Here is a 20278-nt window from a genome sequence, read left to right as displayed (position 1 = left end):
GGGGTCGCCGGAAGCTTCCTACAGTGGCGAGGGGCGGGTTCCCGAGCACCCGAGGAGGCGTGCGACATGGATCAGCAGGAGATCCTCGGCCGGATCAGCGCCATGGTCGACGACGAGAAGCGGCTGCGCGCCGCCCTGGCCGACGGCACCATCGACGCCGCCACCGAGCGCGAGCGCCTGGCCGACGTGGAGCGGGCGCTCGACCAGTGCTGGGACCTGCTGCGCCAGCGGCGGGCCAAGGCCGAGTTCGGCGAGAACCCCGACGAAGCGCGCGTGCGGCCCTCGGCGGAGGTCGAGGGCTACGAGTCGTGACCCGCAAGCCCTACCGCGGCCACCTGATCACGGTCAGCTTCGACGGGCAGCGCTGTCTGCACGCCGCCGAGTGCGTGCGCGGGCTCCCGCAGGTCTTCGACACGGCCGCCCGCCCGTGGATCCAGCCGGACGCGGCACCCGCCGACGAGGTCGCGGCCGTCGTGCGCCGCTGTCCCTCGGGCGCGCTGCGCTACGAACTGGTCGACGGGACCGTGGAGGTGCCGCCCGCCGCCACGACCGTGGAGCGCGCCGCGGACGGCCGGCTCGTCCTCCGCGGCGACCTGCGCATCCGCGCCGCCGACGGGTCGGAGACCGCCGAGGTCCGGGCCACCCTGTGCGGCTGCGGTCGCAGCGCGAACCAGCCGTACTGCGACCACTCCGGGGTCTGCGGCGACGGTCACTGACCCGCCCCGGCCGGCCCGGTCAGACGAGATCGAGGATCGGGAGCAGGCCGTCCGGGCGCTCGTCGGCCGGCAGGTGGTCCACGAAGTACGTCGCGCAGCCCAGCGCCGCCGCGCCGCCGTCGGCCTTCCGGTCGTCCCCGACCATCAGCGCGTCGCCCGCCGCGACCCCGAGCGCCTCCAGCGCCGCCGTGAACAGCCGCGGGTCCGGCTTCGTCACACCGTGCCGGTACGAGAGGACGTACGCGTCGACGTACTGGTCGAGGCCGTGCGCGGCGAAGACCGGGCGCGGGTCCCAGCCGATGTTGCTGACCACGGCGACCGGCACCCCGCGCTCCCGCAGCGCAGCGAGGACCGGCAACGCGTCCGGGTAGGGCCGCCAGGCGGCGGGGGTCATGTGGCGGTCGTACAGGAGGTCGTAGAGCCGGTCGTCGGGCAGCGGCACCTCGCGGGCCAGGCCGGTGAACGCGGCGCGGTGCCGCGTGGCGTCCACGTCGCGGGCGGCGACCAGCTCGGCCAGGTGCTCGGGGACGCGGACGTGGTGCGTGACGCCGCCGGGCTGCGCGCCGGCCTCGGTCAGGGCGGCCACCGCCTGCTCGAACTCGGCGGCGGGCAGCTCCAGTTCGAGTGCGTCGAGCGCGGACCGCAGCCATGACGCGGTCGGTTCGATCCGGAAGAGGGTGCCGGAGAAGTCGAAGAGCACGGCTTTGATCGTCATGCGGGCGATCCTGCGGGCCGGTGGACGCGCGGTCAAGGGCGGCCCCGGCGCGCGCTCCAGGTGTCGTACGCGGTGGTCGACCAGGCCACCGTGAGCGCGCCGAGCAGCCAGCCGCCCAGCACGTCCGACGGCCAGTGCACCCCGAGCCAGAGCCGGGTCAGGCCCACCCCGAGCACCGAGACGACGGTGACGGCGAGCGCGGCCCGGTACAGGGCGGCGGGCGCGCCGTGGGTCCGGAGCAGCCACAGGACCAGGCCGAGGACGACGACCGCGGTCATCGCGTGCCCGGACGGATAGGCGGCGTAGTGCGCGGAGTCCACGGGGTCCGGCCACACCGGGCGCGGCCGGTCCAGGGTCGCCTTGAGGACCTGCTGGAGGAGCGTGCCGGCCGCGCAGGTCACGGCGACCCAGACGGCGAGCACCGCCTCGCGCAGCCGCACGAACAGGTACACGACGACCAGCGCGCACAGCAGGCGCATCGTCCACGGGTCCCACACCCAGTCCGTCAGGATCCGGTTGGCGTGCGTGAGCCCCGGATCGGCGACCGCCGCACGGTGGAGGGAGCGGGCGACGTCCGCGTCCATGTCTGTCAGCGGCGTCCAGCGCACCGCCACGAGGACGAGCAGGACGGCGTTGGCGAGCGTCAGCGCCGCCAGGGTCCACAGCGCCGGACGGGGAACGAGGGGCCTGTGCGGGTGATCGAGCCGGGCCGGGTGCATGGGGAAGATCCTCGCCCATGGGACCGTGCGCGGACCGTAAAGATGCGGGGCGGCGCGGCCCGGCCACCTAGCCGAGCGCGCGCAGTCCCGGGACGAACGCCACCAGGAGGGGGACCAGCGGGATCAGGGCGGCGGCGGCCGTCAGGCGGAGGCGGTGGACCGGGCTGAGCCGGGACTGCGGGGCCAGCAGCCGGTGCACGCGCTGCGGGACGTGCGCCTGCGGCGTCGGGCAGGGGCCGAACACCCCGCGGTCCTCGTTCAGTTCGACCAGCGCGAGCGCGATCGTCAGCCGGCCGAAGCGGCGGGAGGCGACGTCGTCCGCGGCCAGTTCGACCAGACGGTGCATCTGGTCTCGGAACGAGGCGAACACCCTGACCTGGGGGAAGCCCGAGGCCAGCGCGCCCGAGCAGTGCAGCAGCCAGTCGTGCCGCCAGCGGGCGTGACCCGTCTCGTGCGCCAGCACCGCGTCCAGCTGATGCCCCTTCAGGCGGCGCAGCGCGGCCGTGGTGATGACCAGTTGGGGCGTCGGGCCCGGCAGCCACCACGCGTCCGGGCGCTCGGCCTCCAGGAGGACGAGCCGCTCCGCGCCGGGCTCCTCGCCCGGCAACAGGGGCGCGCGGACGAGCAGTTCGGCCCGGCGTCGCCGACGGCGGTCCCGCGCCCGGTACACCTCGCGCACCAGCATCGCCGCCGTCCACACCCCGCCGAGCGCGAGGGTCACGGCCACGGTGGCGGCCCAGGGGCCGGGGGCGCGCAGCGCGTAGGCCTCCACGACGCCGTGCGGGGCGGGGGCGAAGAGCCGGCCCCGCACGGCCTGCCAGGCGGAGGCCGCGCTCAGCGTCATCGACAGCGCGCAGCACAGGAGGACGGCCGCCACGACACACTGCCACGCCCACAGCGCGACGATCGGCTCCCGCTCCGTCCAGTCGGCGCGGGCGAGCAGACGCGGGGCGACGACAGCGACAAAGGCGCCGAGCAGCAACAGCGCTACGGGGACCGACATGCCCGTCAGACTATGAGGCGCGGGCTACCCGGGGGTACGGTCCGGCGCGCCAAGTGACGTAGGACACGGTTTCGTTCACCGCCTCGCGTCACATGGTGAACAGCATCGCGAGCATGCCGATCGCCATGGACAGGCGGCAGGCCCGCGCCAGTTCGGGGCGCCGGCCCCAGGCGAGCGTCTCCGTCCCGGGCGCTCCGGCGGCCGTCGCGGCCGGGACCAGGCGCAGGCCCGACCACAGCACGTACCCGGTGAAGTAGACGACGAGCGCCGCGGTGAGGGCGGGGGAGCCCGTGGGGCCGGAGTGGTGGGCGTGGGCCGCCGGGCGGGCCGCCATCGCGAGGGACATGTAGGCCATGGCGGACGTACCGACCAGGTGGTGGACGTGGTGGCCGGCGTGCCGGGCCGCCCACAGGGCGCGCAGCGCCGCCGCGCCGAACACGGTCGCGTAGGCCAGCCAGGCCCAGCGCGGTGGGGTCAGCACCGCCGCCGGCACCGCCATGAGCGCCATCCCGAAGCCCATGAGCGCCTCGGCGCCCGCCGTGCGGCGCTGCTCCTCGTCCCCGCCGCGTCTGCGCAGCAGGCAGTACGCGCCGGTCGCCGCGCACAGCGCGACGAGCAGCCATGCGGCCGACTCCGGTCCGTGCACCTCGGGTCCCCCTCGTCCGTCGGCTGTGTGCCGGGTCTCCTGGGGGATGCCCGGGTGTCCGGGCGCGTATGGCGGCGCAGGGAAGCATTCACGGGTGTTTTACTAGTGAAACATCTGTTAAGGTTTTTGTATGAGCAGCACTCCCACGACCCCACGCGCCCTGTCCGTCCGGCCTCTCCCGCTGGCAGGGGTGCTGCGCCCGGGCAAGCCCGTGGACATCTGGTTCAAGCCCGCGACCAGCGTCGTCGTGTCCGCCGCGATACCGAACCTGACGCTGCTCGCCCTCGGCCGGCTCGACCTGGTCATGTACACCATGGCCGGATCCTTCTGCGCCCTGTACGGCCACAACCTCCCGTACGCCGCCCGGGCCCGGGCCCTCGCCGGCGTCGTCGCCGGGATGTTCGCGAGCCTCGCCGTCGCGCTCGTCACCGCCTCGTACACGACGAACGCCCTCGTGCTCGTCGCGGTCGGCGCCCTGCTCGCCGCCCTCCAGAAGATGCTGTGCGACGCCACGCGCATCGGGCCGCCCGCCCACCTGATCTTCACGTTCATCAGCTCCGCCATGCTGTTCGCGCCCCAGGCCATCGGCCAGGTGCCGGGGCACCTCGCCCTGATGCTCGGGGCCGGAGCCGTCGCCTGGCTGGTCGGCATGGCACCCGCGCTCGTCCGGCCCCACGGCCCCGAGCGCCGGGCCACCGCGCGGGCGCTGTACGCCGCCGCCTCCTACGCCGAGCGACCCGAGCACGCCGCCGGGCGAGGGGCCGCCGCAGCTGCCGTGCACGCCGCCTGGCAGTCGCTGCTCGCCACCGGCGCCCGCAGCGAGGCACGCCGGGCCCTGGAGCGGCTCGTCGTCCGCGCCGAGGTGGCCCTCGCCGCACCCGGTGACGCCGACACGGAGCAACTGCGCGCGTGGGCGCACGGGCTGCGCGGGGCCGGCGCGGTGCCGCGGCCCCCGCGCGTCGCGGGCCTCGACGACGAACTGCTCGGCGTCGAGGCCGAGCTCGCCACCGGCCGCCCCTCCGTGTGGCGGCTCGTCGGCCCCGGCTCCCCCCTTCTGCCTGTCGGACTGCGCACGTTCGTGGGCTGCGCGCTCGCCGGCTACGGATCCCTCGCGCTCGGCATCGGCCGCCCGTACTGGGCCCTGGTCACCGCCGCCTCGATCTACCAGGCCAACGTGACGCTGACCTGGAAGCGTGGCGTCCAGCGCGTCGTCGGGAACCTGGGCGGCGTCCTCGTCTTCGCCGCGATCGCGCCCCTGGCCCACGCCAGCCAGGCCGCACTCGTGCTGTGCTGCCTCGCCTTCAGCTTCGGCGCCGAGGCGCTCATCACCCGCAACTACTGGCTGGGCAGCCTCTCCGTCACGCCCATGGCGCTGCTCGTCACCGAGTTCACCCGGCTCCAGGGGACCGGACAACTGATCACCGAGCGGGTCGTCGACACGCTGGTCGGCGCCCTCCTCGGCATCGTCGCCGCCCTGGTCGTCACGAACCGGCGGGCCGGGGACCGCATCGAGCAGGCCCTGAGCGGCGCCGAGGAGGCGCGCGCCGCCGCCGAGCGCACGCTGGCCCTCGACACGCCCAGGTCCGCCGCGCTGGAGACCGCACGGCGGACCCTCGCCGCGACCCTCGTCGAGTTGCGCGCCGCGGCCGACACGGCGGCCGGAGAATGGTGGCAGCGGGCCCTGCCGGAGGAGCGGGTGCTCGCCGTGGAGCAGAGCGGGCATCGTACGCTCGCTGCGGTCGTCCGACGTGCGGCCGCGGAGGAAGGTGTGGGCAGGCGAGGATGAGTGTGCAGCGTGGTGCGGACGGGGTTCCCTTTGACACCGTGTCGTCGGTGGTGCGGCAGTGGAAGGACGTACGTCCCGATGTCGACACCGCGCCGATGGAGATCATCGGCCGGATCAACCGCTGCGCCGCGCTGCTGCAGCAGGCCGAGGACGCGCCGCTGCGGGACGCGGGGCTGACCCGCCCCGAGTTCGACCTGCTCGGCACGCTGCGCCGGACCGGCCGCGAACTGACGCCGGGCGACCTGGCGCGCGAGACCTTCTCCTCCGGCGCCGCGGTCACCAAGCGGCTGAAGTCCCTCCAGGAACGCGGGCTCGTGACCCGGCGCGGCGACACCCGCGACCGCCGGGTCGCGCACCTCAGCCTGACCGACGAGGGCCGCGCCGTCGTGGACGCCGTCCTGCCGCGCCAGCTCGCCTACGAGGCGTCCGTGCTCAGCGGCCTGTCCGACGGCCGCGACACCGAACTCGCCGGCCTCCTGGGCGCCCTGCTCTCCCAGCTGGAAGGCCGCCTCGGCGGAGGCCTCACCCCCCGCGTCTGACGCCTCGGGCCAGGGCGCGGGTGACGTGAGCGGGGGCGAGCCCGCCGGACTACCGCGCCTCGCTCGCCGGGAGGTCCGGCTTCTGGGGGGACATCGAGCGGTCCTTGAGCCCGGAGGTCACCGCCGCGTGGATCTCCTCCGGGGACAGGTACGCGTCCGTCATCTCGAAGTCCTTCAGGGTGGCCGGGCGGTTGCGCTGGAAGCCCGTGCGGACGAAGTCGTCGCCCGCGACCGCGTTCAGGCCCCAGTTCGCCGCCGTGCGGAAGCGGGCCGGGCCCGTGCGCAGGGCCGCGAGGTGGTAGCCACGGGCCACGATCTGCGCGGGCAGGCCGGTCAGCTGCACGCCCATCGGCTTCGACACCGCCTGGATGCCGCCGAGGTCCACGACCAGCCCCAGGTCCTTGTGGCGGTACGGGGTCAGCGGGGTGCCGCGGACGGCCGCGAGGACGTTGCGCGCGGCCGCCCAGCCCTGGCGCATCGCGTGCTGGGCCGTCGGCGGGCAGATCGCGTCGTCGCCCTTCACGATGTCCGGGACCGCCGCCGCGTCGCCGAGCGCGAAGACGCCGTCGAGGCCCGGGACCGTCAGCTCGGGGGTGACGACGAGCCGGCCGCGGTTCGTCTCGGCGCCCAGCGTCGCGATCAGCGGGCTCGGGGCGACACCGGCCGTCCAGATGAGGGTGTGGCACGGCAGTTCGCGGCCGTCGGTGAGCGTCACCGTGTCCGCCGTGACCTTCGCGACGGACACCCCGAGCGAGATGTGCAGGCCGCGCTTCTGCAGGATCTCCATGGCCTTGTCGCCGAGCCGCTCGCCGAGCTCCGGCATCAGCTTCGGCGCCACGTCGACCAGATGCCACTTGATCTGCCGCGGGTCGAGACCCTGGTACCGCTTCACCGCCGCCGTGGTCAGCCGCTGAAGATACGCGGCCGTCTCCGTGCCCGCGTATCCGCCGCCGACCACCACGAACTGCAGCCGCGCCTCCCGCTCGGCCGGGTCCGAGCTGGCCGCCGCGAGGTCGAGCTGGGCGATGACGTGGTCGCGGATCCAGGCCGCCTCGGCGAGCGTCTTCATGCCGACCGCGTACTCGTCGATGCCCGGGATGTCGAACTGCCGGGTCACACTGCCCGGCGTCAGCACGAGATGGTCGTAGCGCTCCACGATCGTCTCGCCGTTGATCTTCCGGACCACGACGGCCTTCGCCTGCGGATCCACCCCGACCGCGCCCCCGGGGATGATCGAGGCGCGCCGCACCATCCGGCGCAGCGGCACCGCGACGGACTGCGGGGTGAGGACACCGGACGCGACGTGCGGCAGCAGCGGCAGATACAGCTGGTGGTCGGTGGGGCTGATGAGCTTGAGCACCGCCTCGCCGGGCTCGAGCTCCTTCTCCAGCTTGTGCGCGCACTCCATCCCGGCGAACCCGCCGCCGACGATCAGGATCCGCGGCACGGTCGACTTGCGGGGAGCTTTGGTGTTCCGGGGAGCGGTCATCTCGGCTCTCTCCTGGGCTGAGCGGGGCGGACGGGGACATGGGTCCGCGCCGGTCACGGTTCTCCCGATCGGCACGGATCATTCCCCGGACTCAGCGCCATCCTGTGCCCTCACCGCCCGGCGCGCATGTCAAATGCGCCAATTCGCGCCCCCGTCGCGCCGGGCCTCAGATGCCCGGCCGGTAGCGGATCGGATGGTCCGCCGGGACCTCGACGAGCACGAGCTCGTGGCCGTCCGGATCCGCGATCCACATCTCGACCAGCCCCCAGGGCTCCCTCACCGGCTCCCGCAGCACGCTCACCCCGCGCGCCGCCAGCTCCTCGTGCGCCGCCCGCACGTCCGCCACCTGGAGCCACAGCCGCACCGGCTGCGCCACCGGCTCCGCGGCCCGCCCCGACAGCTCCAGGAAGCCGCCGCCCAGGAAGTACACGGTGCCCCGCTCGGGCCCGGTGCCGAACTCGCGGTAGACGCCGAGCCCCAGCACCTCGCCGTAGAAGGTGCGCGACCGCTCGGGGTCGACGGGCCGCAACAGCACCCGGCTGCTCAGTACATGAACCATGCCGACGCAGCGTAGTGCGCGCGCGTTACGCTCGACGGCGCCCACGGGCCCGTCCGCCGCCGGAGCCCCGTACGAGATCGGAGAGCCGCCCCATGACCGTCGCCCCCACTTCCGCCACCGGTGACCTGGTCTTCCGTGACGCCACGGAGGCCGACACCGAGGTGCTCGTCGCGCTGATCGAATCGGCCTACCGGGGCGACTCCAGCCGGGTGGGCTGGACCACCGAGGCGGACATCCTCCAAGGGCAGCGGACCGACCCGCAGGGCGTCCTCGACGTCATCGAGGGGGAGGGCAGCCGGCTGCTCGTCGTCGAGCGGGACGGCCAGGTGGTGGCCTGCTGCCAGCTGGAGCACCGAGGCCCGCACGCCTACTTCGGCATGTTCGCCGTCAGCCCGGCGCTCCAGGGCGCCGGACTCGGCAAGGTGATCATCGCGGAGGCCGAGCGGTCGGTGCGCGAGACCTGGGGCGTCACCGAGATGCACATGACGGTGATCTCCGTGCGCGAGGAACTCATCGCCTGGTACGAGCGCCGCGGCTACCGCCGTACGGGGGAGCTGAGCCCCTTCCCGTACGGCGACGAGCGCTTCGGCGTACCGCAGCGCGCCGACCTGCAGTTCGAGCTGCTGGTCAAGCCGCTGGTCTGAACCGCCGGGCCTACGCGGTGAAGCGGCCCGTGCGCTTGATCTCCGGGTAGTCCGTCGTGGCCCCGTCGAGACCGAGCGCGCGGACCAGGCGCAGGTCGTCCTGCGTGTTCACGACCCAGCCGATGATCCGCAGGTCGGCCTTGCGGGCGTGCTCCACGATCTCCTGCGTGAGCCGCCGGATGTTGAGGACGAGCGTGCCCGCGCCGACGGCCGCGGCCCGCTCCACCACGTCCGTGCCGTAGCGGCTCGCGACCAGCGCGGTGCGCACGCCGGGGACGAGGCGGGCGATCTCCGCGACGGCCTCGTCGTGGAAGGAGATCACCTCGACGCGGTCGACCAGGCCGCGGCGGTGCATCACCTCCGCGAGGGCGCGGGCCGCCGCCGTGTCCTTGATCTCGGCCTGCAGCGGCGCGCTCACCGCGTCCAGGACCTCCTCGAAGACGGGGATGCGTTCGCCGCGGCCGGCGTCGAAGGCACGCAGCTCCTCCAGCGTGTATCCGGCGATCGGGCCGCTGCCGTCCGTCGTGCGGTCGACGTCCGCGTCGTGCATGACGACGAGCGCGCCGTCCTTGCTCAGGTGCAGGTCGAGTTCGATCAGGTCGAGCCCCGCGCGCTCGGCGGCGACGAAGGAACGGAGCGTGTTCTCGGGCTCGACACCCATGACTCCGCGATGGCCGATGGTGAGGAAGTTCAAGGTGGTCTCGCTTCCGTCGACGGTGACACGCCGCCGCACGCCGGCGACGGCCTTCGCAGCCTAGGGCCTTTCTTTCGGATCCGGTTGGGCTCGCGGGGCGTGGCACGCGCATCTGCGGCGTTGTCGTCACTCTTCCCCAAGCTCTCGGCTTCGCTCGAGCAGGGGAGGCCCCATTCGCTCCGCGTCGACTCCCTCCTCCGCCTTGCAGCTGCACGCACCACGCCCCGCTCCCTGATCCAGCCGGATCCGAAAGAAAGGCCCTAGCCGCCGCCACGCGCGCGGGAGCCGGACGCGTCAAGGCGCGGCGCGCTGAGGGTCCTCGGGCGGGGTGAGCGCGGCCAAGTCCGCGAGCATCGCGCGGGACAGCTCGATCTCGGCCTCCAGGCGGCGTTCGCTCCAGCGCAGGGCGATCTGCGGGTGGGCCCAGGCCTCGACGCCGTCCGCCCGCGCGAGCGCGTCCCGCACCTCCTTCAACTCGCCCTCGGTGCGCGCCACATGCTCCCGTACGAGGGTCTCCAGGCGCTCCGGCGTGGCCAGATGCCCGAGCCACACGCGCAGGACCACCGGATGGCGCAGGCCCACCGGGTCGACGTCCTGCCCGCCGTCCGCCCAGGCGGCGAGCGCGGCCCGGCCCTGCTCGGTGATCGCGTAGGACCGCTTCGTACGGGGTTCCTGCGGACCCGAGCGCCGCGACGTCACGTACCCGAGCTCCTCCAGGCGCCGCAGCTCCGCGTAGATCTGGCTGAAGGCCGGGGCGCCGTAGAAGAACCGCAGGGACGCGTCCGCCCACTTCTTCAGCTCGTACCCGGTCCGCTCACCGGGGAAGGAGAGCAGGCCGAGGACGGCCCAGGCGGTCGGCGGCAGCGACGTGGTCGGCATGCGTCCGCATTGAAGGTGACCGGGGGAGCCGGCGCAAGAGGCCCGCTACTCGGCGTCCGCCCTGTGCAGCAGCGCCGACAGGTGGTGCTGCAGCGGCTGCCCCACCGCCGCGAGGTCGTGGGCGAACGCCAGCGCACCGGAGTCGGTCAGCGTGTAGCGCCGCCGGGTCGCCTCGACGTGCTTCGCGGTGGGGGTCAGCGCGACGTGCTGCGCGGTCAGATCGACGACGCCGTCGGCCGCGTACCCGACAGCGACCTCCGCGATCCCGGTCGGCTGGGTGATCAGCGCCTCGATGCGGCCGTCGGGCTGCAGCCGCCACCACCCGCTCTCCCGCGCCGCAGGCCGCACCGGCCCGCCGTCCCCGTCGGTGATCCAGGCCCGCGCCGTCACCTGCAGGAACGGGCGCCCGTCATGACTGAAGGTGACCTCCTGCCCGTACGTGAACCCGCTCTCCAGCGTCGGATACTCCCCGGCCCCCCGCCCCCGCCAGGTCCCGATCAGCCCGAGCACGGGCGCGAGCAACGGATGGGGCTCGGGGGACGCGTCGGCGTAGGGGTACGAGGGCGCGGGGTCGATCACGGGGTACTCCTGAGGTTCTTGCGGTGCGAGGGGCCAGCCTAGGGCGTGGGGGAGGTCGGCCGCTGGGCGAGAACCCCGCTCGGGAACCGGAACCCTGGAACTGGCGAAGCCGTCCGCCCGGAATCCCCCGTGGGCGGACGGCTCGCGTCCGGTGTCCAGAGGTCAGGGTCGGAGCAGGCGACATGGCGCTCTACCAGCTGAGCTACACCGGCCCGAAGCCGGTGACGGGACTCGAACCCGCGACAACCCGTTACCGAAACGAAGTAGCCCGCTCCTGCGCACCTGGACGCCGTCACCGTAGCCGCGCGGCGGGCCGTCCCGCATCCGGATTTCCGCCGTACCCCTTCCCTTGTATGACTACCCGTCATATAACGACTCGTCATATGGCGGGCGTGGCTGTCGGCGCACGGCAGGCTCCGTCGTCCGAGGAAAACCGATCCGAACCCCGGGAGGGGACGTGAAGTTCTCCGTCATCTTCGAGGCCCAGCTCGCCGATCCCACGGTCGAGCGCGAGCACCAGCTCTTCCACGACTGTGTCGAACAGGCCGTCCTCGCCGAGGAGATGGGCTTCGACCGCGTCTGGGCGGTCGAGCACCACTCCCTCAAGTGGTACGCCCACATGTCCGCACCCGAGATCTTCCTGACCTGGGTCGCCGCCCGCACCTCCTGCATCCGCATCGGACACGGCGTCGTCTGCATGCCGTTCAACTTCAACCACCCGGCCCGCGTCGCCGAACGCGCCGCCACCCTCGACCTGCTGTCCGGCGGCCGGCTCGACCTCGGCGCGGGGCGCGGCGGCACCGAGCAGGAGACCAGCCTGTGCGGCGTCGACAAGGAGCGCACCACGCAGGAGGTCGAGGAGGCCCTGCGGATCATCGGCAAGGCCTGGGAGAAGGACGAGCTGGAGCACCACGGCCCGCTCCTCGACATCGACCCGCACCCGATCCTGCCCCGCCCCGCGCAGACCCCGCACCCTCCGCTCTTCCTGGCCTGCAGCCGCACCGAGACCCTGCGCCAGGCCGCCGAACTCGGCGTCGGCGCCCTCGTGATGGGCTTCGCGGGCCCGGAGTCGATCGCCGAGATGCGCACGGCCTACGACGCGGCGATCGCGGCCCGGGGCCCCGAGCGCCTCGTCTCCTCGGTCGTCAACGACCACTTCTCGGTGCTGTGCCCGACGATCGTCCTGGACGACCGCGAGACGGCCCGCGCCGTCGGCATCCGGGGTCAGCGCTTCTTCGCCCAGTCCATCGGGCACTGGTACGGCGGCGCCGGCGTCCCCGACGAGGCCGTTGTCGAGGGCGCGGACGAGGCGGCGGCGATGCGCGCGGCCGCCGAGCAGGTCGTGGCCCGGCTCCACGAACAGCGGATCCCGGTCCGCCCCACGGCCACCGCGACCTTCAACGCCGACCACGCCTACGGCACCGCCGAGGACGCCATCGCCTACGTGCAACGCCTGATCGACGCGGGCGCCGACGAGATCATGTGCCTCATCCAGATGGGCACGGTGCCGCAGGAGGCGTGCCTGGAGACCCTGCGCCAGTGGGGAGAGAAGGTCATCCCGCACTTCAGGCAGGCAGATCCGGCGACTTCCTAGCCGCTCCCGGTCGGGCGGCCGGCACCACACACGATCAGCGACTCCGTCGCGGGCCGCGAACAGCTGGCCCCTGGGGCGCACGAAGTGTGCCTCCCAGGGGCGCGGGGAACTGCGCGAGAAGCCCCACCGGGCGGAACCCGGCGACGATCCTCGGCCCCCGCGGTGGAGCCCCCGCGACCGAAGCGCCGCACGCCGCACCCGGCGGCCGCACGCAACCCCACGACGGCGAACCGGAGTCGCGCACGGGGCTTCCTCATGCGGCCCCGCCGGGCCACAGTCACCCCGAGCACTCCCATCCACCCGCCCCCCCCCGCCCCCCGACCACTCACCCGGAGCCGCCCATGTCCGCCAAGAACGGCAACGCCGCCGACCGGCTCGACCCAGGGGCCCGACCCCTGGTCGACGCCATCGCCGCCTTCTTCCCCGACGTGGGCGGCGCCGTCACCGACGCGGTCGAGGCCCGCCGGATCCTCGACGCGACCCCGCCGTCCCCGCTGCCCGTCCCCGACGTGGGCGGGGTCGAGGACCGGGAGATACCCGGGCCGCCCGGAGCGCCGCCGATCCCGGTCCGGATCTACGCTCCGCAGGGCGGCGGCGCGCAGGCGCGGCCGCTCGTCGTGTTCTTCCACGGCGGCGGCTGGGTCCTGTGCGGGCTCGACAGTCACGACGGCACGGCCCGCGCCCTGTGCGCGGACGCCGGGGCCGTCGTCGTCTCGGTCGACTACCGGCTCGCCCCGGAATCCCCGTTCCCGGCCGCCGTCCACGACGCGTACGCCGCCGTGCGCTGGGCGGCGGACCACGCGGCGGAACTCGGCGCGGACCCGGACACGCTGACCGTCGCGGGGGACAGCGCGGGCGGCAACCTCGCCGCCGTCGTCTCCCAGATCGCCCGCGACGAGGGCGGCCCGCACATCGCCCGGCAGATCCTCGTCTACCCCGCGACCGACGCCCGGGGCCGCTCCGGCTCGTACGCGGACAACGCGTCGGGGTACTTCCTCACGACCGCCGCCTGCGCGTGGTTCAGGGAGCAGTACCTCGGCCCGGACGGCGATCCGGCCCACCCGCGCGTCTCGCCGCTGCTCGCCGAGGACCTCTCCGGGCTGCCGCCCGCCCATGTCGTCACGGCCGGCTGCGATCCGCTGTGCGACGAGGGCCGGGCCTACGCGACGGCGCTGCGCGAGGCCGGGGTGGAGGTCGGCGAGAGCCACTTTCCGGCCATGTTCCACGGGTTCTTCGGCTTCCCCCAGCTCCTCGAAGACGCCCGCGCGGCCCACGCCGCTGTGACAGAGGTCATCGTTTCGACCCTCACCGACAGGAAAAACAGCGGTGCTACCGGGGGTGGCGCAGGATAATTTCCACTGGCTCCCCTTGCTCGGAAGAACCTCGCATGCATACGGTGTCCATACGCGAGGTTCTCCCGTGGAGGATGGGACATGACGGAAATTCTTGTGCAGGCGGCTGTGGAGGGGAACGTTCCTCCCGCCGGTTCGGGTGGCGGCAGGGTGGTGGAGCACCCGGCATGGCCCGTGCTCAAGGACGCCGTGGAGGAGATCAGGACCTGGCAGAACAAGGACGGGTCCATAGCCTTCGACGCGGAGGGCGCCCCGGCCAAGGCCGTCGCCGAGCAGGCGGTGGACCGGGTCGTGGCCGCCGTCGAGCAGCTGGCCCCGCTGGTGCCGCACGACGCCGCGTACCACAAGGCGCTCGTGGCGGACCTGCGCCGCTGGGCCGAGGACGGCTTCCAGGTCCCGGACTTCCTGGACTCGCTGCTGGCCTTCCAGCCGGCCGCGCAGCGCCGCGACGGGCTCCAGCACCTGGTGCTCTTCCCGATGTACACGCAGAACGGCAACCTGGACCGCAACCTGGAAGCCGTCGTGCTCCGCATGGTGTGGCCCGACTGGCTGGCCGAGCTCGAGGCCACCCGTTACGACAACCCGCTGTTCTGCGGCATCACCTTCGAGGACTTCACGTCCGGGTACGACACGCACTCGGCCGTCCTCTTCCCGGAGACGATCGCGGTGCGCGAGGCGCCCGAGCGCTTTTCCTGGGGCGGCATCTTCTGCGACCGCGAGGCGGCCCGCTTCCGCCGCGTCACCGAGGCCGCCGTGGACACGCTGGGGCTCGAACTGCCCGAGGACATCCGCGAGATGGTCGGCGACCAGGAGCGCTGCCAGCAGGCGTTCGTGCTGTGGGACATGGTCCACGACCGCACGCACAGCCACGGCGACCTGCCGTTCGACCCGTTCATGATCAAGCAGCGCCAGCCGTTCTGGATGTACGGCCTCGAAGAGCTGCGCTGCGACCTCACCGCCTTCAAGGAGGCCGTGAAGCTGGAGGCCGAGGGCAACTCCCACGGCCGTGACGTCCAGTACGCCGTGCTCTTCGACCGGATGTTCCGCTTCCCGGTCTCCGGTGACCGCAACCGCAACTACGACGGTCTCGGCGGCCAGCTCCTCTTCGCGTACCTGCACAAGCACGACGTGGTCCGCTGGACGGACAACAAGCTGCACATCGACTGGCAGCGGGCCCCCGAGGTCACCAACCAGCTGTGCGCCGAGATCGAGAAGCTCTACCGCGACGGCATCGACCGCCCGAAGCTGGTCCACTGGTTCGCCGCGTACGACCTGGTCTCGACGTACCTCGCCCCGCACCCGGGCTCCCGCTGGGCCAAGGGCCCCGACGCCCTGGACCTGACGCAGCCGCCGCGCAAGCTGGTCGACGACGTGCTTCCCGACGAGTTTCCGCTCAGCATGTTCTATGAGGCGCTCTCCAAGAAGCTCAAGAACGTGATCGCGTCCACCAAGGGCATCACGGCGGCGAGCGCGGAGAAGGTGGCCGCGTGAGCCACGCCGAGAACGCGGGAAGCCAGGAGGCGGAAGCCATGTCCGACACCCACACGACCGGGAACCTGGACGGTGCCGTGATCGCGGTCGCCGGAGCGGCGGGCCCCGCCGGGCGGGCGACCCTCAAGCGGCTCGCGGAGGCCGGAGCCACCGTCATCGGCGCCGACGCCGACGCGGAGCGGCTCGCGGCGGCGGTCGACGAGGCGCGCTACGCGCACGGCGGCGCCACCGTCGTCGGTGACACCGTGGACCTCCTGGACCTGCACGCGACACGCGACTGGGCGAACCGTCTGGAGAAGGACTTCGGCCGGGTCGACGGCGTCGTCCACCTCGTCGGCGGCTGGCGCGGCAGCGCCTCCTTCGCCGAGACCGACCTCGCCGACTGGGACCTCCTCGAGAAGCTCCTGATCCGCACGGTGCAGCACACCTCGCTGGCCTTCTACGACGCGCTCACCCGCAGTGACCGCGGCCGTTACCTGCTGATCAGCGCCGCCGGCGCGTCCAAGCCGACTGCGGGCAACGCGGCGTACGCGGCCTCCAAGGCCGCCGCCGAGGCGTGGACGCTCGCCCTGGGCGACGCCTTCCGCAAGGCGGGGGGCGACGCGGGCCCGCAGCAGGCGGCTGCGATCCTGGTGGTCAAGGCGCTGGTGCACGACGCGATGCGCGCCGAACGCCCCAACGCGAAGTTCGCGGGCTTCACGGACGTCAAGGAGCTGGCCGAGGCCATCACCGGGGTCTGGGACCGGCCCGCCGCCGATCTGAACGGGACCCGTCTGTGGCTGACCGAGAAGCCGTGAACCCTCCGAAGACCGACGCCCGCAGGCACCACGACCCCACGATCCGGGGCTTCGCGAGTGACAACTACGCGGGAGCCCACCCGGAGGTGATGGCGGCCCTCGCCCTCGCCAACGGCGGTCACCAGGTCGCGTACGGCGAGGACGACTACACGGACCATCTCCAGCAGATCATCCGCAGCCACTTCGGCCCCACGGCCGAGGCGTTCCCCGTCTTCAACGGGACGGGTGCCAACGTCGTCGCGCTCCAGGCGGTCACCGACCGCTGGGGCGCGGTGATCTGCGCCGAGTCCGCGCACATCAACGTGGACGAGGGTGGCGCCCCGGAGCGGATGGGCGGGCTCAAGCTGCTCACCGTACCGACGCCCGACGGCAAGCTCACCCCCGAGCTGATCGACCGTCAGGCGTTCGGCTGGGACGACGAGCACCGCGCGATGCCGCAGGTCGTCTCGATCACGCAGTCCACCGAACTGGGCACGCTGTACACGCCGGAGGAGATCCGCGCGATCGTCGAGCACGCCCACCGGCACGGCATGCGGGTGCACCTCGACGGCTCCCGGATAGCCAACGCGGCCGCGTCCCTGGACGTCCCGATGCGGACGTTCACGAACGCGGTCGGCGTCGACATCCTGTCGCTGGGCGGCACGAAGAACGGCGCGCTGTTCGGCGAGGCCGTCGTCGTCCTCAACCAGGACGCGGTGCGGCAGATGAAGCACCTGCGCAAGATGTCGATGCAGCTCGCCTCGAAGATGCGCTTCGTGTCGGTGCAGCTGGAGGCGCTGCTCGCGAAGGACCTGTGGCTGCGCAACGCCCGGCACGCCAACGAGATGGCCCAGCGGCTCGCCGAGGGCGTCCGCGCCGTGCACGGCGTGGAGATCCTCTACCCGGTGCAGGCCAACGGCGTGTTCGCGCGGCTCCCGCACGACGTCTCCGAGCGCCTGATGAAGAAGTACCGCTTCTACTTCTGGGACGAGGCGGCCGGCGACGTGCGCTGGATGTGCGCCTTCGACACCCGCGAGGAGGACGTGGACGGCTTCGTCGCGGCCCTCAAGGAGGAGATGGCGCGCTAGCCGGCCCCGCCCGGAGTGCTGCATAGGTATGCGGCCGACCGTAAAGTCATTGACTGACGGTCGGTCGCGTTCCTATGCTCGCCTGCCATGCAGCTGATCCAGCAACACCCTGATCTGTCGGCGTACTTGGCCGCCGACGACGTGATCGACCACGGCCACCCGCTCGTCCGGGAGACCGCCGCACGCCTCGCGCGCGGCGCCGACGACTCATATGCATACGCCCGCGCGGCCTACGAGTTCGTGCGCGACGCCATCCCGCACTCGGCCGACAGCGGTGATCTGCGCGTCACCTGGCGGGCCTCCGACGTCCTCGCGCAGGGCACCGGGATCTGCCACGCGAAGGCCCACGCGCTGACCGCGCTGCTGCGCGCCGAGGACATCCCCACGGCGCTCTGCTACCAGCGCCTGACGTACGACGCCGGGACGGGCTGGTGCGTCCACGGGCTGGTCGCCGTACGGTTCCACGGCGCCTGGCACCGCCAGGACGTGCGGGGGAACGTGGGCGGGATCGACGCCCAGTTCTCACTGGAGGGTGAGCGGCTGGCGTTCCTGCCCGACGACGAGGCCGGTGAGCTGGACTATCCGGGGCTCTTCGCGGCGCCGCACCCGGTCGTGCTCGACGTGATGCGCGGCGCGCCGGACCGGCCCCACCTGTGGGAGCACCTGCCCGACGCGCTGCCGGAGTGACTCAGTCCGCTCAGCCCGCCTCGGCGGCCTTGATCTGCTCGGGGGTCGGCGCGGTGCCGCCCAGGTGCGCCGGCATCCACCACGTGTCGTCGGCGCCCTTGGGGCGGACCGGGTAGGCGCGCTGCGCGGCCTCCAGCAGCTCCTGCACGCGGTCGCGCAGCCGGCGGGTGATCGCGCCCGCGTACTGGTCCTTCGGCGCCTCGATGGCCTCGCCCACCCGGATCGTGACCGGGATGTGCTGCCGCTTGAAGTTGCGCGGACGGCCCTTCGTCCAGATCCGCTGGGTGCCCCACAGCGCCATCGGGATCAGCGGCACGCCGGCCTCCTGCGCGAGGCGCACGGCACCGGTCTTGAAGCTCTTCAGCGTGAAGGACTGCGAGATCGTCGCTTCCGGGAAGACACCCACGACCTCGCCGGAGCGCAGCGACGCGAGCGCGTGCTGGAACGCGTGCTCACCCTGCGAGCGGTCCACGGGGATGTGCTTCATGCTCCGCATCAGCGGACCGGAGACCTTGTGCCGGAACACGGACTCCTTGGCCATGAAACGGACCAGGCGCTTCTGCGGCAGCGCCGCCAGACCGTCGAAGACGAAGTCGAGGTAGCCGATGTGATTGCTGACCAGGACGGCGCCGCCCGAGCGCGGAATGTTCTCCGAGCCCTGGCAGTCGATCTTCAGGTCGAGCGCCTTGAACAGTGTTTTGGCGACGCCGATGACCGGACGGTAGACGAGCTCTGCCATGGAGGGGGTGGACCCTTCTGATTGCCTGGGGAATCCGCCTCCTGGTGGAGTCGTTCCCGGCGGTAAGTTACGCAGCCGTAGGTTTTCCGGCTTGCGCAGATCGTGCCCCATGAACGGCCGGGTGACCAGTCCTGGTTCCTGCGCCGCGCGAGATCCTTGTCACGTGGGCGGGAATCAGCGCGGGCGTTTGCGCGCTGGAAAGAGGAAAACGGGTGAAGGAGGAGCGGCGTGGCCGCAGGTGAAATGAGTCTGGGCGCCGAGCAGTTGGCGGCCCCGCTGGGGGAGCGGGCCACGCTCGTCCAGTTCTCCAGCGCGTTCTGCGCGCCGTGCCGGGCCACCCGGCGGGTGCTCGCCGAGGTCGCGGCCATGGTCCCGGGTGTCTCGCACATCGAGATCGACGCCGAGGACCGGCTCGACCTCGTCCGTGCCGTCGGCGTCGTCAAGACGCCCACCGTGCTGGTCCTCGACGCGGCCGGCCGCGAGGTCCGCCGGGCGGCGGGGCAGCCGCGCCGGGCGGACGTCATCGCGGCGCTCGGCGCCGCCGTCGCGGCGTGACACCAGCCCCGCGCACGTGATGCTGCTCCCAGATGACGGAACGCGCTTGACTGCATGCGTCACGCATCGTCAGTCTGACCACATGTTCTGGGAACTCCTTCTCTTCGAGCGGGTCCACGTCGACCTGGCGAGGTGCTCCAGCGCGCGCTGTCCCGGCTCCTGACGCAGCCACGGCCCCCGCTCGCACCTCCAGCAGAAGGACAATTCCATGACGGCCTCGCCCGATCTGCGCACCGCGCTCCCCGCCACGCCCGATCTGCTCCGCTCCGTCTTCCGGCAGCACGCCGCCGGCGTCGCGGTGATCACGGCGGCCGGTGCCGCACCCGTGGGCTTCACCGCCACCTCCCTCACCTCGGTCTCCGCCACACCTCCGGTGATCTCCTTCGGCATCGGACTGGGCGCCTCCAGCTGGCCCACCGTCGCCGAGTCCGAGTACGTCGGCGTGCACATACTCGGTGAGCACCAGGCCGACCTCGCCGGCACCTTCGCCAGGAGCGGCGCCGACCGCTTCGGCGAGCCCACCCGCTGGTTCGAGGGCCCGCACGGGGTGCCGGTCCTCGAGGGCGTCCTCGCCTGGCTCGTCTGCAAGGTCATCGCGCGCGTGCCCGCCGGCGACCACCGCATCGTCCTCGCCGAGGCGGTCTGCGGGGACCCGGCCGGAGCCGGCCGCCCGCTCCTCTACCACCAGGGTCGCTTCAACGCGCTGCGCGACTGAGAGTTCCCGGTCCGCGCGACTACGGAGCGTTGGCCATGTCACACCGCAAAGCGCTTGCTTAGTGAGCGCGCAGCGGATGTACTACTGGTGAGTAATATTTCGTTCGGAGCGCGGGCCGCCCCGACCGGAAGAGTCCGCTTCAGGCGCCTATGCTGCCTGCAAGAAGGCGAAGTCAGCCGCAGGCAGCTGGGGTGCGCCCAGTACAAGACGATTGCAGTAGGAGAGCCGGCGTGAGCTTGAGGATCGTTGTCACCGTGAAGTACGTGCCGGACGCGACCGGTGACCGGCATTTCGCGGATGACCTGACCGTGGA

The 20278-nt window shown here is 72.7% G+C and carries 23 protein-coding genes and 1 pseudogene; 14 read left to right on the top strand and 10 right to left on the bottom strand.

All coding sequences use genetic code 11. From position 1 onward, the window contains the following. Positions 1-66 precede the first annotated feature (66 nt). Positions 67-312 carry a DUF2630 family protein gene (locus ACFW9D_RS20485; RefSeq protein ID WP_384623634.1) on the top strand — a complete coding sequence of 82 codons (246 nt, stop codon included), beginning with the start codon at positions 67-69 and terminating at the stop codon, positions 310-312. Beyond that, on the top strand, positions 309-716 hold the full coding sequence (locus tag ACFW9D_RS20480) for a (4Fe-4S)-binding protein (protein WP_384623633.1): 408 nt from the start codon (positions 309-311) through the stop codon (positions 714-716). Before ACFW9D_RS20485 ends, ACFW9D_RS20480 begins: the two co-directional genes overlap by 4 nt. Positions 717-735: 19 nt before the next feature. On the opposite strand, the gene ACFW9D_RS20475 is transcribed toward ACFW9D_RS20480, so the two are convergent. The 4 genes from ACFW9D_RS20475 to ACFW9D_RS20460 form a co-directional block, all read right to left on the bottom strand. Then, positions 736-1431, bottom strand: coding sequence for an HAD family hydrolase (locus tag ACFW9D_RS20475; RefSeq protein WP_384623631.1), 696 nt, complete (start codon positions 1429-1431; stop codon positions 736-738). A 32-nt stretch (positions 1432-1463) separates the two neighbouring features. After that, positions 1464-2150 (bottom strand): phosphatase PAP2 family protein, encoded by a 687-nt coding sequence (locus ACFW9D_RS20470; RefSeq protein ID WP_384623629.1) that lies wholly within the window; start codon positions 2148-2150, stop codon positions 1464-1466. A gap of 67 nt (positions 2151-2217) precedes the next feature. Then, entirely contained in the window at positions 2218-3153 is a 936-nt protein-coding gene (locus tag ACFW9D_RS20465) for a M56 family metallopeptidase (protein WP_188340376.1), read from the bottom strand. 88 nt (positions 3154-3241) lie between these two features. Next, positions 3242-3799, bottom strand: coding sequence for a DUF5134 domain-containing protein (locus ACFW9D_RS20460; protein ID WP_188340377.1), 558 nt, complete (start codon positions 3797-3799; stop codon positions 3242-3244). Between the two features lie 130 nt (positions 3800-3929). Here ACFW9D_RS20460 and ACFW9D_RS20455 point away from each other — a divergent pair, with 130 nt between their 5' ends. Further along, entirely contained in the window at positions 3930-5585 is a 1656-nt protein-coding gene (locus ACFW9D_RS20455) for an FUSC family protein (RefSeq protein WP_384623627.1), read from the top strand. Then, positions 5582-6124 carry a MarR family winged helix-turn-helix transcriptional regulator gene (locus ACFW9D_RS20450; RefSeq protein ID WP_384623625.1) on the top strand — a complete coding sequence of 181 codons (543 nt, stop codon included), beginning with the start codon at positions 5582-5584 and terminating at the stop codon, positions 6122-6124. The genes ACFW9D_RS20455 and ACFW9D_RS20450 overlap by 4 nt, the downstream gene beginning before the upstream one ends. Before the next feature lie 49 nt (positions 6125-6173). On the opposite strand, the gene ACFW9D_RS20445 is transcribed toward ACFW9D_RS20450, so the two are convergent. Together ACFW9D_RS20445 and ACFW9D_RS20440 are read right to left on the bottom strand one after the other, a co-directional pair. Continuing rightward, positions 6174-7613, bottom strand: a complete 1440-nt coding sequence (locus ACFW9D_RS20445; protein ID WP_384623624.1) for an NAD(P)/FAD-dependent oxidoreductase — start codon at positions 7611-7613, stop codon at positions 6174-6176. Between the two features lie 166 nt (positions 7614-7779). Beyond that, positions 7780-8172, bottom strand: a complete 393-nt coding sequence (locus ACFW9D_RS20440; protein ID WP_384623622.1) for a VOC family protein — start codon at positions 8170-8172, stop codon at positions 7780-7782. A gap of 92 nt (positions 8173-8264) precedes the next feature. Here ACFW9D_RS20440 and ACFW9D_RS20435 point away from each other — a divergent pair, with 92 nt between their 5' ends. Continuing rightward, positions 8265-8816 (top strand): GNAT family N-acetyltransferase, encoded by a 552-nt coding sequence (locus tag ACFW9D_RS20435; RefSeq protein WP_188340381.1) that lies wholly within the window; start codon positions 8265-8267, stop codon positions 8814-8816. 10 nt (positions 8817-8826) lie between these two features. On the opposite strand, the gene ACFW9D_RS20430 is transcribed toward ACFW9D_RS20435, so the two are convergent. The 3 genes from ACFW9D_RS20430 to ACFW9D_RS20420 all read right to left on the bottom strand — a co-directional run bounded on the left by ACFW9D_RS20430 (position 8827) and on the right by ACFW9D_RS20420 (position 10968). Then, positions 8827-9510 carry a glycerophosphodiester phosphodiesterase gene (locus tag ACFW9D_RS20430; RefSeq protein WP_384623620.1) on the bottom strand — a complete coding sequence of 228 codons (684 nt, stop codon included), beginning with the start codon at positions 9508-9510 and terminating at the stop codon, positions 8827-8829. 294 nt (positions 9511-9804) lie between these two features. Next, positions 9805-10389: a PadR family transcriptional regulator gene (locus ACFW9D_RS20425; RefSeq protein ID WP_384623619.1), complete on the bottom strand. Its 585-nt coding sequence runs from the start codon at positions 10387-10389 to the stop codon at positions 9805-9807. A 45-nt stretch (positions 10390-10434) separates the two neighbouring features. Beyond that, complete coding sequence (locus ACFW9D_RS20420) at positions 10435-10968, bottom strand: FABP family protein (protein ID WP_384623617.1); 534 nt, start codon at positions 10966-10968, stop codon at positions 10435-10437. Between the two features lie 457 nt (positions 10969-11425). Here ACFW9D_RS20420 and ACFW9D_RS20415 point away from each other — a divergent pair, with 457 nt between their 5' ends. From ACFW9D_RS20415 to ACFW9D_RS20390, 6 genes are all read left to right on the top strand, one after another. Continuing rightward, a complete protein-coding gene (locus ACFW9D_RS20415; RefSeq protein ID WP_384623615.1) occupies positions 11426-12562 on the top strand; it encodes an LLM class flavin-dependent oxidoreductase in 1137 nt (378 codons plus the stop codon). A 341-nt stretch (positions 12563-12903) separates the two neighbouring features. Next, a complete protein-coding gene (locus ACFW9D_RS20410) occupies positions 12904-13914 on the top strand; it encodes an alpha/beta hydrolase fold domain-containing protein (protein WP_384623613.1) in 1011 nt (336 codons plus the stop codon). Positions 13915-13995: 81 nt separating this feature from the next. Continuing rightward, positions 13996-15405: a DUF6421 family protein gene (locus tag ACFW9D_RS20405; protein ID WP_188340387.1), complete on the top strand. Its 1410-nt coding sequence runs from the start codon at positions 13996-13998 to the stop codon at positions 15403-15405. Positions 15406-15443: 38 nt separating this feature from the next. After that, entirely contained in the window at positions 15444-16202 is a 759-nt protein-coding gene (locus tag ACFW9D_RS20400; protein WP_384623663.1) for an SDR family NAD(P)-dependent oxidoreductase, read from the top strand. Beyond that, positions 16199-17269 (top strand): low specificity L-threonine aldolase, encoded by a 1071-nt coding sequence (locus tag ACFW9D_RS20395; protein ID WP_188340388.1) that lies wholly within the window; start codon positions 16199-16201, stop codon positions 17267-17269. Before ACFW9D_RS20400 ends, ACFW9D_RS20395 begins: the two co-directional genes overlap by 4 nt. 87 nt (positions 17270-17356) lie before the next feature. After that, entirely contained in the window at positions 17357-17956 is a 600-nt protein-coding gene (locus tag ACFW9D_RS20390) for a transglutaminase family protein (RefSeq protein ID WP_384623611.1), read from the top strand. A 10-nt stretch (positions 17957-17966) separates the two neighbouring features. Here the strand turns inward: ACFW9D_RS20390 and ACFW9D_RS20385 are convergent, their stop codons facing one another. Beyond that, on the bottom strand, positions 17967-18695 hold the full coding sequence (locus ACFW9D_RS20385; RefSeq protein WP_384623609.1) for a lysophospholipid acyltransferase family protein: 729 nt from the start codon (positions 18693-18695) through the stop codon (positions 17967-17969). 243 nt (positions 18696-18938) lie between these two features. Between ACFW9D_RS20385 and ACFW9D_RS20380 the strand changes: the two genes are divergently transcribed. The 3 genes and pseudogenes from ACFW9D_RS20380 to ACFW9D_RS20370 form a co-directional block, all read left to right on the top strand. Continuing rightward, complete coding sequence (locus ACFW9D_RS20380; protein WP_188341704.1) at positions 18939-19250, top strand: thioredoxin family protein; 312 nt, start codon at positions 18939-18941, stop codon at positions 19248-19250. Positions 19251-19458: 208 nt separating this feature from the next. Next, complete coding sequence (locus ACFW9D_RS20375) at positions 19459-19965, top strand: flavin reductase family protein (protein WP_188340391.1); 507 nt, start codon at positions 19459-19461, stop codon at positions 19963-19965. A gap of 230 nt (positions 19966-20195) precedes the next feature. Next, positions 20196-20278, top strand: a pseudogene (locus tag ACFW9D_RS20370) (electron transfer flavoprotein subunit beta); the annotation flags it as partial.

This window comes from Streptomyces sp. NPDC059524, assembly GCF_042749255.1.
Lineage (GTDB): Bacteria > Actinomycetota > Actinomycetes > Streptomycetales > Streptomycetaceae > Streptomyces > Streptomyces xanthii.
This window is presented reverse-complemented; position numbering and strand designations above follow the sequence as displayed.